Annotated in this window: 12 protein-coding genes and 1 tRNA gene; 7 read left to right on the top strand and 6 right to left on the bottom strand. The window is 52.1% G+C overall.

Going from position 1 to position 14,192, the window contains the following annotated elements; genetic code table 11:
• Window positions 1-39: 39 nt before the first annotated feature.
• The 3 genes from AC07UY_RS09975 to AC07UY_RS09985 form a co-directional block, all read right to left on the bottom strand.
• Window positions 40-3,459 carry a peroxidase family protein gene (locus AC07UY_RS09975; protein ID WP_494701112.1) on the bottom strand — a complete coding sequence of 1,140 codons (3,420 nt, stop codon included), beginning with the start codon at window positions 3,457-3,459 and terminating at the stop codon, window positions 40-42.
• Window positions 3,460-4,495: 1,036 nt separating this feature from the next.
• Window positions 4,496-4,583: transfer RNA gene (locus tag AC07UY_RS09980), tRNA-Ser, on the bottom strand.
• A 131-nt stretch (window positions 4,584-4,714) separates the two neighbouring features.
• Window positions 4,715-6,343: an ABC transporter substrate-binding protein gene (locus tag AC07UY_RS09985; protein WP_494659524.1), complete on the bottom strand. Its 1,629-nt coding sequence runs from the start codon at window positions 6,341-6,343 to the stop codon at window positions 4,715-4,717.
• 267 nt (window positions 6,344-6,610) lie between these two features.
• On the opposite strand from AC07UY_RS09985, the gene yccA reads away from it, so the two are divergent.
• Both yccA and tusE read left to right on the top strand, forming a co-directional pair.
• Entirely contained in the window at window positions 6,611-7,270 is a 660-nt protein-coding gene (yccA, locus tag AC07UY_RS09990; protein WP_494701113.1) for an FtsH protease modulator YccA, read from the top strand.
• A gap of 87 nt (window positions 7,271-7,357) precedes the next feature.
• A complete protein-coding gene (tusE, locus tag AC07UY_RS09995; protein WP_494701114.1) occupies window positions 7,358-7,687 on the top strand; it encodes a sulfurtransferase TusE in 330 nt (109 codons plus the stop codon).
• On the opposite strand, the gene yccX is transcribed toward tusE, so the two are convergent.
• A complete protein-coding gene (gene yccX / locus AC07UY_RS10000; protein WP_494701115.1) occupies window positions 7,684-7,965 on the bottom strand; it encodes an acylphosphatase in 282 nt (93 codons plus the stop codon). The genes tusE and yccX overlap by 4 nt on opposite strands.
• Before the next feature lie 94 nt (window positions 7,966-8,059).
• On the opposite strand from yccX, the gene rlmI reads away from it, so the two are divergent.
• The gene (gene rlmI, locus AC07UY_RS10005) at window positions 8,060-9,250 is read left to right on the top strand and encodes a 23S rRNA (cytosine(1962)-C(5))-methyltransferase RlmI (protein WP_203358241.1); all 1,191 of its coding nucleotides are present in this window, start codon (window positions 8,060-8,062) and stop codon (window positions 9,248-9,250) included.
• A gap of 57 nt (window positions 9,251-9,307) precedes the next feature.
• Complete coding sequence (gene hspQ, locus AC07UY_RS10010) at window positions 9,308-9,625, top strand: heat shock protein HspQ (protein WP_162382774.1); 318 nt, start codon at window positions 9,308-9,310, stop codon at window positions 9,623-9,625.
• 105 nt (window positions 9,626-9,730) lie between these two features.
• Here hspQ and AC07UY_RS10015 read toward each other — a convergent pair whose 3' ends face one another.
• Window positions 9,731-10,144 (bottom strand): CoA-binding protein, encoded by a 414-nt coding sequence (locus AC07UY_RS10015; RefSeq protein WP_192614325.1) that lies wholly within the window; start codon window positions 10,142-10,144, stop codon window positions 9,731-9,733.
• 173 nt (window positions 10,145-10,317) lie between these two features.
• On the opposite strand from AC07UY_RS10015, the gene csgI reads away from it, so the two are divergent.
• Window positions 10,318-10,980: a curli synthesis inhibitor gene (gene csgI / locus AC07UY_RS10020; RefSeq protein ID WP_494659522.1), complete on the top strand. Its 663-nt coding sequence runs from the start codon at window positions 10,318-10,320 to the stop codon at window positions 10,978-10,980.
• A 93-nt stretch (window positions 10,981-11,073) separates the two neighbouring features.
• The gene (gene mgsA / locus AC07UY_RS10025) at window positions 11,074-11,535 is read left to right on the top strand and encodes a methylglyoxal synthase (RefSeq protein ID WP_494701116.1); all 462 of its coding nucleotides are present in this window, start codon (window positions 11,074-11,076) and stop codon (window positions 11,533-11,535) included.
• A 29-nt stretch (window positions 11,536-11,564) separates the two neighbouring features.
• Here the strand turns inward: mgsA and helD are convergent, their stop codons facing one another.
• The gene (gene helD, locus AC07UY_RS10030) at window positions 11,565-13,619 is read right to left on the bottom strand and encodes a DNA helicase IV (protein ID WP_494659520.1); all 2,055 of its coding nucleotides are present in this window, start codon (window positions 13,617-13,619) and stop codon (window positions 11,565-11,567) included.
• 122 nt (window positions 13,620-13,741) lie between these two features.
• On the opposite strand from helD, the gene AC07UY_RS10035 reads away from it, so the two are divergent.
• Window positions 13,742-14,188 (top strand): YccF domain-containing protein, encoded by a 447-nt coding sequence (locus tag AC07UY_RS10035; RefSeq protein WP_276292182.1) that lies wholly within the window; start codon window positions 13,742-13,744, stop codon window positions 14,186-14,188.
• Window positions 14,189-14,192: the final 4 nt, after the last annotated feature.

Genomic DNA, 14,192 nt, shown 5'->3' on the forward strand with positions numbered 1-14,192 from the left:
GATCTCCTTCGTTGGCAGATTGAGTATGCCGGATGATCTCTAAATGTGAATGGCACGATTATGCGGGATACTTACACCCTCACCACCTTCAAGGAAGTCATTTCCTGCCCCGCCATTCAGTTGGTCGTTTCCTCCCATCCCATACAAAAAGTCATTACCGCTGCCACCGTTGATGGTGTTGGCAATGGCATTCCCTTTGCCGGTGAAAGCGCCTGTCCCGGCGAACACCAGTGTTTCAACGTTATTGGTCAACGTGTAATTTTGGAGGGTGGTCTGGACAACATCCGTCCCGCCATTAAGAGCTTCCTTGACACTGTCCATAGCATTATCAACCAGATAAACGTCATCTCCGGCCCCCCCCGTCATGCTATCGGCACCCTGGCCACCCTCGAGTCTATCGTTACCCGCTCCGCCTATCAGGTTATCGTTGCCAGCCCCGCCCTGAAGGTTATCGGCACCGTCACCGCCATCAAGGGAGTCATTTCCTGCCCCACCGTTCAGTTGGTCGTTTCCTCCCATCCCATACAAAAAGTCATTACCGCTGCCACCCGTGATGGTGTTGGCAATGGCATTCCCTTTGCCAGTGAAAGCGCCTGTCCCGGTGAACACCAGTGTTTCAACGTTATTGCCCAACGTGTAATTGTTGAGGGTGGTCTGGATGCCATCCGTCCCGCCATTAAGACCTTCAGTGACAACGTCGCCAGTATTATCAACAATATAGGTATCATTGCCGAGACCACCCACCATCACATCGGCGCCAGTGCCGCCGTTGAGTGTGTCGTTGCCGGCCCCACCGTTGAGCGTGTCGTTGCTGCCACCACCATTGAGGACGTCGTCGCCAAGCCCACCATTGAGGACGTCAATGCCGTTCCCACCATTGAGGACGAGGTTGCGGTTGGCAACGACCGGTGGATTATCGAGCTGACTCGTCCCGAAGATGTTCTCGGGAAGATTGGTCAGGCCCGTGTTGCGTGCCACGATCCCGGCAAAGCCCTGCTCCTCGATAACCTCGTAGAGGTCCAGATGCTCCACGCGGTCGAGATAATACAACCGGTCACCTTCCTGGATCCGGTCAAGTTGCTCGTGGATGATGACCCAGAAAGTCTGACCAACCACACCGCCATTGATGTGCTTCTCGGCGAGTCCGCCAACGAACAGATCAACTCTGTCGATGCCTTTGACGGTGTTTCCGTTGACAAATTTATAGCCAGGATTCGCCGCCAGGAAGTCTGCAATTTGAGCATCTTCCAGCACGAGGTCTGGATACGCCTGCTTGAATTGCTCAATGACTGTATCGCTGAGATCGTTCCGTGCCTGGAAATCCTCCCACGAACTGTAGGGTGTGAGATCGCCAGCAAAGCTGACCGCCTCCTTCACATACGGATCGAGAGAGGCCATCAGGTCGGCCCGGATCTGGTTCATCGAACCCAGACCGACGTCCCACTCGCGGGCGACGTCGAAGGCGAACACGTCAGCACTGGTACGTATGAGGTCATTTCGGACAGCATCGACGATATTGACGTCGACTTCTTCCGCTTGCTGGACAACACCACCGGCAATGATCCCGGAGACACCCAGTTGCTCGAAGCCTGGCTTGGGAGAGTAAGGCAATTGCCCACTGGGGAGGATGAACGCACTCGTATCGTTGGTCGGGTTGAGGAACGCGTCGAACAGCGGTACCTGCGTTGCATTGCCCTGAGCGTCGAGCACCGTCAGCGTCTGCCCTATCAGCGAATGACCGAACCGGTAAGCTGCAGTCGCGAACTCGTGCGAGACGCGTGCATCCACTTCCGGATTGTACCCGGCGAAGCCGTGATCGCCCTCGCCTCTCATGCCACCAAGCAACTTGTCGGCAAAGTCGGTGTAAATAACGCGCTGATACTCAGCCTCGTTGATTATCTTGGCGGCCTGGAACAGTTCTTCAGCAGTGCCCTCGAATCCGGCTTCGAGCAATCCGTTGACATGGAAGTTGTGATTCCGCTCCCAGATGTTGTGGATCGCAGTGAGTGCGATGTTCTCGTTCGCACGTCCATCACCCGCTACGTAGTGGTCGAGCAGGTTGATAAAGGGGTTGGTGTCGAGCAGCAGCGCAAAGCCACTTCCCATGAAATTAGACGTCATGGCAGGAAGCATCGACTTGTTGATAACGCCATTGCTGTCGACCAGTCCGGCGAAGTACTCCCGGAAGGTCACGCTATGGTCGCCCGGCAGCGAGTTGTCGGTGAACAGCGTGTTGTTGTTCCAGTGATGCAGGATCAGTTCGCTCAGCGTGGGCAGCAGCTTGAAATTCGGATTTGAGGGATCCACTCCGCCTTCCAACAGCTTGCCCGTAAACCCGCCATGTCCGTCGCCTTCGCGCAGGAACTGGCCGACGAGTTCGTTCGAGCCATAAGTTTGGTTCTGGTCAGCGAATGGCGATGTCTTATTGAGATGCTGCGGGATGCCATTGGCATCAATGCTGTCAACGGTGCCGCGAGTCAGGTCAGCAGGATTTGGAACCGTGCCCGGAGCGCCAATCTGGATCGTTCCGTTACCTCCCTTACCGAGGAAATCGAGACCGTGATCGAAGTACTGACCGAAGGCCGTGAACAAGCTGTTCACGCCAGCGGCGTTTCCGGAAAGGTTTGCTTCCTGTGCGCCAAGGATATTGCTGATGGCACGCGGATCCAGCCCGGAGAACAGGGGATTGATGTCGCGGTTGTGAGTCGTCTCATTCCAGGCGCCGTAGTGCGCGTCGGTGAGTCGTGTGAACGGCTGATCGGCCGAACCATAGTCAAGGTGAACACGGTTATTGCCGGTGCCTTCGAGATCGCGGATCCCGAGCGCATCGTTGTCTTCACCGCCTTCACGCCCGTTGACCAGATTCTTCAGGTTGGCGACATCACTGGCGTTGAGCGGGAAGGCACCGTCGCCGCCGACATCGTCATCGCCATCATCATCGTCATCGTCATCCGCCGACGTTTCCTTGCTCGCTAAGATAATGGGATCGGCAGCTTTCGACATGGTGTTCATGCCGTCAGGCACTGTGCTCGTGTCCTGGGTCAGCGTAGAAGGCCTGGATTTCGACGCCAGCTCAACAACCTCCTGCGGCGACGGCGTGCCAAACACACCATCCAGACCGGTGCTGATGACCGGATCGGGACCTTTGTTCACTTCAACTGCGGGTAAGATGTTGGCGGTCTGGTTACTGATAACCGATCGCGGCGGATCTATAACTGACCATATCCCGGCGTATCCCGTTTGAAACGCGTGATCAAACACGCGCAGGAAGGAGTGGTCTATGGCACCAAACTTGTTCTGCCCTGTGACCAGGTGGTTAAAGCTACCATCGAAGGTACGAATACCGAATGGAAGCAGAGGGTTGGAGAGTAAATTAAAGTTGACACCGTCGACATACGCTTGTGCTATCGAGGTTTGCAGGAGGATAAATTTAGGGTCATGCTTATTAATATCGGCCATGTTCATTTCTCTCAAGAATGATTATGAAAGGGCACGAAAAGGCGAAGCCTGTACGCGGCACTCGGATTACGCGCCTGCAATTGCTAACTGAGCGAGTAGACAGAGCAGCTCCGAGCTCCGAGGGGGCAAACGATCTATATTCCCCCTTCACTTCACAAAATGACCCTACGATGGATATGCTCAGCTCCCACTGGAAAATCGCGACGACTTACTTTGCCAAAGTGATAACAGGCTTCAGACAAGCGATCCCCTGATATTTAATAAAGCCATAAAGTTAACAACCGTCAATAATATTAAACAGCGAAAATGAACCACCGGTAATTAACCGACCAACGTTGCGCTGATAGCCGCGCTTTAACTATCCAGCAATACAACACGATAGGTGAAATTTTCCAGATGAATATTGAATAAATCATAAAGAAAAAATTAATTATTAATATAGACACGCTAAAATCAATAATATAAAAGTTTATAAAAAAACCTGAAAATAATACATTATTAGTACCGCTTCGTTGACATACCGAAACTAACTTATATTTACCTGCCATCAACATCATAAACGAGGTCATTATGTATGATGTGACCTGTCCCCAGAATTAGAGACTACCGTCAGTGAGTAATGTCGGTTTGTTTACCTTTAATTTTTCCGTTTCGCCAGCCTGCTGCAAACTCTGATGGCGTCGGATAATTCAGTGCTGAATAATGTACGGCTCGGGGGCACTCCAGGTTGCGCTTCAAAACGCTTAACCGCGCCAGAACACTCAAGATGAAAGCACGTATCAAACGCTAAAGATGACTCTACTGTAAGCACAGTGTTCATCTTTGGGCTGGTGAACCTGAAGAGATGGTTAACTCTGGAATGACGATGACTTCAGCGGTACATGATACCCCCAGACCACAATAACCATAACTTTAATAGGGTCTATGGCAGCTATTGCTTCCAGCAGGGACACTCGATGGTTAGGAGGCGTCAACTTATGGTAAAAACACCAAAAAAGAAAAAGGGGTTACCTTTCGGTAACCCCTTCTCTGTATTTGGCGGAAGCGTAGAGATTCGAACTCTAGAACCCTTTCGAGTCGCCGGTTTTCAAGACCGGTGCCTTCAACCACTCGGCCACGCTTCCAATGAGGCGCACTATAAACATCCCGAACGGACCTGTAAAGCACCAAAACGTTCATTTGCCTGAAAAATAGTCAAAATGCTGTTAATAGCCTGAAATAACAACAAATTGACCATTTATTCAGCGCAAAACCATCAATGTTTTATGATGTACATATCTTTGCTGTAGTAATTCCCCAGACTGTCGGAGACAAATCCGCCTACCCACGGCTTCACCAGATGGGTGCGAACGTAGTGATAAACCGGAATGGCGGGTACGTCCTGCCCCAACATGTCTTCAGCCTGTTGATAATATTTACCTCGCTCCGCGACCGTTGCTGCTTTCGCAGCATTACGTAACGCCTCGTCATACGCCGGATTGCTGTACTTGCTCGTGTTTTCACTGTCGCCCGTACGATAGGTATTCAGGAAACTTGCCGCATCATCGTAATCCGCAATCCAGGCATAACGAACCGCATCGAAATTACCGGTATGCATGGTATCGAGCATCGTTTTCCATTCCTGGTTTTGTAATTTCGCCTCAACGCCGAGGTTCTTCTTCCACATCGAACTCGCCGCAATGGCAATGCGCTGATGCGTTTCCGAGGTGTTATAAAGCAAATTGAACGAAAGCGGATGCTCCGGACCAAATCCCGCGTCGGCTAACAGTTTTTTCGCCTCTGCGATGCGTTTGTCCCGTGGCCAGGAGGCATAGTCAGGCGCACGTAGCGTCACACCGCCAATATCAGGCTGGCTGATGACCCAGGCTTCGCGTTGCCCCTGCCCCATGACTTTCTGCGCGATAATGTCCTTATCCAGCGCCATATTCAGCGCACGGCGTACGCGCGGGTCATTGAACGGTGCACGGGTGGTATTGAACTGATAGTAATAGGTAGACAGTTGTGGTGCGACGCGTAGCTCGTCGCCCATTGTTTTTTTCAGTTGCGCGAACTGGTTCACCGGCACGGTATAGACAATATCTATCTCTCCCGCTTTGTAGCGGTTAACGTCCGCCGCCTCAGAGCTGATAGGCAGCCAGGTGACTTTATTGATAACAGTATGTTGGTCATCCCAGTAGCGAGGGTTGCGCACCGTCATAATCCGTTCGTTCACCACCCATTGCGAGAGCGTGTAGGCTCCGCTGCTGACGAAATGTTCAGGTTTTGTCCACTTATCGCCAAAACGGCCTATCAGGACTTTATCCAGCGGCACCAGCGATGGATGGGCCAGCATCGCGAGAAAGGCGGCGGTTGGCTGCGTTAGCGTGATTTCCAGCGTTCTGTCATTGATGGCTTTGACCCCCAACGTACCCGGCGCTTTGTTGCCTTGTGCAATCTCTGCGGCGTTCAGTACATGCATATTCCCCAGATAGGTCGCATACGGAGAGGCCGTTTTGGGCGAAACTAAACGCTGCCAGCTCCAGACGATATCCTGTGTCGTGATAGCCGAGCCATCAGACCAGGTGATCCCAGGGCGTAAATGGAACGTCCAGACCGTATTGGCTTTATTTTCCCACGACAGGGCAAGTCGCGGTTCAATCGCCCCTTCAGGAGTGACGGCGACCAGTCCATCGAACATCTCGCTGATTAAACTGAACTCGACATTGCTTTCAACTTTATGTGGGTCCAGCGATGCCGGTTCGCTACCGTTGTTTCTGACCAGCTCCTGTTTTTCTGCCAATACCGTTCCGGCCGGAACATTCGCTGCCCATGCCGCAGTGGTTATCGACATCAGACTGACGGCCAACAGCGTAAACGTAAACACCCTCGGGTTAAGTTGAGTCATTCCCTTTACCTTATTGATCTGTTGATGAGGACATCACCACTCATAATGGGCGCCATGTAATAAAGCAATAATTTTCAGTCACCTATACGACGTTGATCTCCCCGCAGTGCATAATTGGTGTGTTAAACTGGTTTACCTGATTTTTCTGAAATAAAATGCTTATCCCGTTAGAGATCAACTGCGTAAAGATGGGTAAAACCGCTGTGTCATTGCCAGCGATTTCTTTATCCTCCGTCATTAATTACATCTGTCATAAGAGAGTGACTCATGGATCGTATAATTACTTCTTCGCGCGACCGTACATCGCAACTCAGCACGCACAAAGTGCTGAGAAATACCTATTTTCTGCTGAGCCTGACGCTGGCGTTTTCAGCGATCACCGCCACGGCAAGCACCGTATTAATGCTGCCGTCTCCGGGTCTGATTCTGACGCTGGTGGGTATGTATGGCCTGATGTTCCTGACCTATAAAACAGCGAACAAACCGACCGGCATCCTCGCCGCTTTCGCATTTACCGGCTTCCTGGGCTACATTCTCGGCCCGATGCTGAATGCCTATCTGTCCGCAGGTATGGGTGATGTGATCGCGATGGCGTTGGGTGGAACTGCACTGGTCTTTTTCTGCTGCTCCGCCTACGTTCTGACGACGCGTAAAGACATGTCCTTCCTCGGCGGTATGCTGATGGCAGGTGTGGTTGTCGTACTGATTGGTATGGTGGCGAACATCTTCCTGCAACTGCCAGCGCTGCATCTTGCTATTAGCGCGGTATTTATCCTGATCTCTTCCGGTGCCATCCTGTTTGAGACCAGCAACATTATCCGTGGCGGTGAGACTAACTACATCCGTGCGACGGTCAGCCTGTACGTTTCGCTCTACAACATCTTTGTCAGCCTGTTGAGCATTCTGGGTTTCGCCAGCCGCGACTAAGAGACAAAATGTGTCATCCAGCCCCGCTTATGCGGGGCTTTGTTTTTTGGTAAACTAGCGACCGTTTTACTCACGCTGTGAAGAATTATGTTGATCTTTGAAGGGAAAGAAATCGATACCGATAGCGAAGGCTATCTGAAAGAGACGTCGCAATGGAGCGAGCCTCTGGCAGTTGTTATTGCGCAAAACGAAGGCATAACCCTCTCGGCAGAACACTGGGAAGTGGTACGCTTTGTCCGTGATTTTTACCTGGAATTTAATACATCGCCCGCGATCCGTATGCTGGTAAAAGCCATGGCAAATAAACTGGGTGAAGAGAAAGGCAACAGTCGCTACCTGTACCGCCTGTTCCCGAAAGGCCCGGCTAAACAGGCCACAAAAATTGCAGGCCTGCCCAAGCCGGTGAAGTGTATTTAGTAGCGAATACTAAAGCCTTTTAACTCGGCGCCAGAGCGATGCGGTTCACTGAGAACCCGGTCAACTCTGGCGCTCCTTGGCCCCCCATCCTTCAGCCACTTAAGCAGTTTTTCAACGAGCTCAGCTTCGCCGCAGGCCACCACTTCTACGCTACCGTCATCCAGATTTTTCGCGTAACCGGTTAATCCCAGTCGTTGCGCTTCATGCTGCGTGCTATAGCGAAAGCCAACACCCTGAACGCGACCGTGCACCCAGGCGATTATGCAGATTTTTGACATTGCTGTGCTCCTTATCATCGCGGGGCGCGTTGCAAATCCTCGCAAAACTCAGGACAATGGCGCCCATTTCTTTGATTCGACAGAATAGTAAATTATGAGTGTACGTTTAGTGTTAGCCAAAGGGCGCGAAAAATCTTTACTTCGTCGCCATCCGTGGGTCTTTTCCGGTGCGGTCGCTCGCATGGAAGGCAAAGCCAACCTCGGTGAAACCATCGATATTGTTGACCATCAGGGCAAATGGTTAGCACGCGGCGCGTATTCGCCTGCGTCGCAGATTCGTGCACGCGTCTGGACGTTCGATAAAACGGAATCCATCGACATCGCCTTCTTCACCCGTCGTCTGCAGCAGGCACAGCAGTGGCGTGAGTGGCTGGCGAAGAAAGACGGGCTGGACAGCTATCGGCTGATTGCCGGTGAGTCTGATGGGCTGCCAGGCGTAACCATCGACCGTTTCGGCAACTTCCTTGTGCTGCAGCTGTTGAGCGCGGGAGCAGAATATCAGCGCGCCGCCTTGATCAGCGCATTGCAGACACTGTATCCCGAATGCGCCATTTATGACCGCAGCGATGTTGCGGTGCGTAAAAAAGAAGGTATGGAGTTAACCCAGGGGCCCGTTACTGGTGAACTGCCTCCTGCCCTGCTTCCCATTGAAGAACACGGTATGAAGCTGCTGGTGGATATTCAGGGCGGACATAAAACCGGTTACTACCTTGATCAACGTGACAGCCGCCTGGCGACGCGTCGCTATGTAGAAAACCAACGCGTTCTGAACTGTTTCTCCTATACCGGGGGATTCGCGGTATCGGCGTTGATGGGCGGATGTCGCCAGGTCGTGAGTGTCGACACCTCTCAGGAAGCGCTGGACATTGCGAAGCAAAACGTTGAACTGAACAAGCTGGATCTCAGCAAAGCCGAGTTTGTGCGTGACGATGTTTTCAAACTGCTGCGCACCTACCGCGATCGTGGCGAGAAATTTGACGTGATCGTGATGGATCCGCCGAAATTTGTCGAAAATAAAAGTCAGTTGATGGGCGCATGCCGCGGCTATAAAGACATCAATATGCTGGCAATCCAGTTGCTGAATCCAGGCGGCGTGTTGCTGACATTTTCCTGTTCCGGGCTGATGACAACCGATTTATTTCAGAAAATCATCGCCGATGCCGCATTAGATGCTGGTCGTGATATACAATTTATAGAGCAGTTCCGTCAGGCTGCCGATCATCCGGTGATCGCTACCTACCCGGAAGGGCTGTATCTGAAAGGGTTTGCCTGTCGCGTCATGTAACTTGAAAAGTGGAATTTTACCCTCAAATAGAGAGTATTAATTTCCCGGGAGGTGACTATGATTGCCAGCAAATTCGGTATTGGCCAGCAGGTCCGCCATTCCCTGTTAGGTTATCTCGGAGTGGTCGTGGATATCGACCCGGTCTATTCGCTCGAGGAACCGTCACCTGATGAGTTGGCGGTTAACGACGAACTTCGCGCTGCTCCCTGGTATCACGTGGTGATGGAAGACGATAACGGTCAGCCTGTTCATACGTATCTGGCTGAAGCGCAGTTAAGTAGCGAAACTCAGGACGAGCATCCTGAGCAGCCTTCAATGGATGAACTGGCCCGCACGATTCGTAAACAACTCCAGGCACCACGACTACGTAACTGATTTTAGCCCGTGCCCGGTGGCATTTCGCTTATCGGGCCTACGCGTCTTATCCGGCCATGAACCGTGGGCCGGATAAGCAACGCGCCATCCGGCAACCGAACAGACTTACTTTGCCAACCCCAGACGTGGAATTTCAATCGCCGGGCAGCGATCCATCACGACGGTCAGACCCGCGTCTCGCGCCAGTACCGCAGCCTGCTCATTAATCACGCCCAACTGCATCCACAGCGTTTTCGCGCCGATAGCAATCGCCTCCTGCGCAACGCCCCACGCGGCTTCTGAATTGCGGAAAACATCCACCATATCAACTTTTTCCGGCACATCGGCCAGCGTCGCGTAGCCTTTCTGCCCTAACAGCGTCGTCCCGGCAACCTTGGGTGACACAGGAATAACGTGATAGCCCTGGTCGAGCAGATATTTCATCACACGATAGCTCGGGCGATCGGGTTTATCACTCGCCCCCACCAGCGCAATAGTTCGGGTGGACGTCAAAATGCCAGCAATATCGGTCTCTTTCATCATCTTTCTCCAGGCTGTTTTGCAAAGTGTACGACAAACCCGACATCCCAACCATTCGCCCCATACGAATGTATGAGAGCAAAAGTTAAAAATATGTCTATATGTTAGTAAAGATGATTACAGAAAAATTTTGATACATTATTCATTATGCGGTCTTTGGACAGGAGAACCCTATGAAAGCCGGCATTGTGACAACCTTCATTGCATTGATTTTGCCGGCCACCGTTTTCGCCACCACATTACGCCTCTCCAGTGATGTTGATCTTCTTGTTTTAGATGGTAAAAAAGTCTCCAGTTCGCTGTTACGGGGGGCCGACAGTATTGAACTGGATAATGGTCCGCATCAGCTGGTTTTTCGTGTGGAGAAGGCCATTCGCCTCTCCAGCCATGAAGAGCGACTCTATATCTCACCCCCCCTGGTGGTGAGCTTCGATACTCAGCTCATCAGCCAGGTCAATTTTCATCTGCCACGACTGGAGAACGAGCGAGAAACAGCGCATTTTGATGCCGCGCCACGCCTTGAACTTCTCGATGGCGACGCCATGCCAATCCCTGTAAAGCTTGATATTCTGGCCGTCACCTCGACGGGCAAAATCATTGATTATGAACTTGAAACTGAACGCTATAATAAAGCGTCTAAACACGCCTCTCTGCCGCAGTTTGCTACGATGATGGCCGATGACAGCACCCTGCTTTCGGGGATTTCAGAGCTGGATGCCATTCCGCCACAATCCCAGACGCTCACCGAGCAACGACTCAAATACTGGTTTAAACAAGCCGATCCGCAAACCCGGACTAACTTTCTGAAATGGGCAGAAAAACAGCCATCCTCATAACGTTTTGACGACTGTCCGCATTTTTTACGTCTTTCTCTTGCAGCGTCAAGTGCTTCCAGTACTCTGTAGCAAGGTTAACTACGGAATTGAACTATGGAACTGACGACTCGCACTTTGCCGGCGCGCAAACATATTGCGCTGGTTGCACACGATCACTGCAAAAAGATGTTGATGAACTGGGTTGAACGCCATCAGACATTGCTGGAAAAGCACGAACTTTACGCAACCGGAACGACGGGTAACTTAATTCAACGCGCGACAGGTATGGACGTAAACGCCATGCTGAGTGGCCCGATGGGCGGCGACCAGCAAGTTGGCGCACTGATTTCTGAAGGGAAAATTGATGTCCTGATTTTCTTTTGGGATCCGCTCAATGCGGTACCACACGATCCGGATGTCAAAGCGCTGCTGCGTTTGGCAACCGTGTGGAATATCCCGGTTGCCACCAACGTTTCTACCGCCGATTTTATTATCCAGTCGTCGAATTTCAGTGATGAAGTGGATATTTTGATCCCGGATTATGAGCGCTACCTGGCCGAACGCCTCAAGCCATAAGCCTACAGGCGGCGTTTGCCGCCTGTTTCTTAAGGTTTCCTCGCTACCGGCACATCCAGATGCTTCAGATCGTCGACAAAACAAGACGGATTTTCTTTATTAAATAAAATCCACACGCGATGCCGGGCACGTGTCAACGCCACATACAGCAACCTCCGCTCTTCCGCATCCGGGAAATCTTCCACCTGTGGCAGCAAGGCCTCTTCCATGATTGACTCGCGCGCCGGTGCCGGAAAACCATCGCTTCCCTCCTGTAACCCGACGATGATCGCATAGTCTGCCTGCTGGCCTTTACTGGCATGAATGGTCATAAAATCCAGCTGTAGTTTTGGCCAGCGCGTCGCGGCCTTATCCAGACAGGCAGGTTTCAAATGATGGTAGCGCGCCAGTACCAGAATCCGCTCATCTTCTTTTGCATAACCAGAAAGCTTATCCAGTAAGGCATCCAACTGACTTTCCTCCAGCAGCGTGACCGCCTTCTTGTCTCCGGTTGTCAGACTGTTGAGCGGTTTTGCGAGTTGGTGCGGATTCTGCTGGATAAAGCGGTTAGCAATTTCACCGATCCGACTGTTGAAACGATATGTGGTATCAAGATCGCACCGATCGCCCTCGCCAAACGTTTGATGAAACGCCGTCGTGAGCGAAAGCTGCGCCCCACTGAAACGATAAATGGCCTGCCAGTCATCCCCGACGGCAAACAATGTGCTGTGTGGGTTTTGCCGACGCAACGCGGCCAGCAATGCCGCGCGTTGCGGGGAGATATCCTGAAACTCGTCAACCAAAATATGCTTCCACGGGCTGATAAAGCGCCCCTTTTCAAGGATCACAATCGCCTGATGAATAAGCCCGGAGAAATCGACAGCATTTTCCTCTTTCAGCGCGCTTTTCCACGCTTTCAGTAGCGGTGCCATCAATTTGATACGTTTACCGAACAGGTCGCGGATCGCTTCCGGCGCGCTGGCGATCATCTCGGCCTGTGTGCCGCCATGCATCCGCATCAGACTCACCCAACGATCCAGTCGTGGTGCCAGTCGACGTCGCAGCTTTTCATCATCCCAGAAATTGCCTTCCGGCACGGTCCACTGCATTTCGTCTTCCAGCCACTGCCGCCAGCCTTTTGCCTGGGCCTTTTTCTCACTGCACTGCTGTCGCCACGCCGAAATAAAGAGCTGATGTCTCGCGTCAGTGTCGTTTTCAAGTTTACTGATCGTCGGGACTTTTTTGCTCCCTTGCTGGATGATGTGCAGCGCAAGCGCATGGAACGTTCGCGCGGCGACCTCTTCAGTATGCAACCGCTCGCGAATACGCTGGTCCATCTCTTCGGCTGCTTTACGGCCAAAAGCCAGCAGCAGAATTTGTTCAGCCGCCGCCTCTCCTCGGGCCAAAAGCCAACCGGCACGAGCAACCAACACCGACGTTTTGCCACTGCCAGCCCCGGCAAGAACCAACAGCGAATGCTCGCCGTTGACGACCGCTCTGGCCTGTGCGGGATTCAACGGGGACGATTCTATCTGTTCGAAAAACGCCGCATATTTTGTCAGCATGACATCGGTATAAGCCTGATTATGCGCCAGTCGACAGCCTTCGATATCTTTTAGCCATGCCAGGCACTTACGCCATGCATCACGACAATTTTCAAAAGATTCCAGTCGGTTGACAGGCAACGGCAGCGCCGCAAACGCGCGACGAATTTGCTGCTGAATTCCTGACGTTTGCTCTCGGGTCAACCATGTGTTTTCCCCCGTCCTCTGTGCAATGAGGTCTAATTGCTCCTGCAATACCCGTGCAGCAACGTCACTCATCTCCTGACTCCAGCGTTGCCAGTGCGCCTCCAGGTGATGGTGAAACCGTTGCGTTTCGCTCCATTCTGTACCGTGCAAGCGCACCACTTTATCATCCGGCAGGACGAACTCCAGCTCTCCCCACACCAGGCCGCGTTTGCAATGGATAGCCAGTAACTGATTGAATGGAATAAGATATTCATGGCGATCGCCAGAGACTTTGATACCGGCATTAAGAATAACAGCCCGATCGTAAGGGTGTTGTGCCAGACGTTTTCCAAGAGAAGTTGCTTTCAGTTCCATGACTCAGCGGATCCACACGAGAGGTTTACTTCTCAGTGTAACCGCCAGAGAAAACGTGCTCCAGCCCAAAAAAACGTTACAATTGCCTTGAATCATAGAAAACCAGATTTGACCGAGGCTTTATGCGTACCGTTCTGAATATCCTAAATTTTGTGTTGGGGGGTTTTGCGACCACCCTGGCCTGGTTACTGGCGACACTCGTCAGTATCGTTCTGATTTTTACATTACCCCTGACACGCTCGTGCTGGGAGATAACCAAACTCTCTCTGTTTCCCTACGGCAACGAAGCGATTCATGTGGATGAACTCAACCCAGCGGGCAAAAATGCGCTGATGAATACGGGCGGTACGTTACTCAACGTTTTCTGGCTGATTCTGTTCGGCTGGTGGTTATGCCTGATGCATATTGCTGCCGGTATTGCCCAATGCATTACGATAATCGGGATCCCTGTCGGCATTGCGAACTTTAAAATTGCCGCCATCGCACTCTGGCCGGTTGGCCGCCGCGTGGTCACTGTTGAAACCGCTCAGGCTGCGCGCGAAGCGAATGCGCGTCGCCGTTTTGAATAATCAG

The sequence above is a fragment of the Citrobacter sp. GW821-FHT02E08 genome (assembly GCF_059421685.1).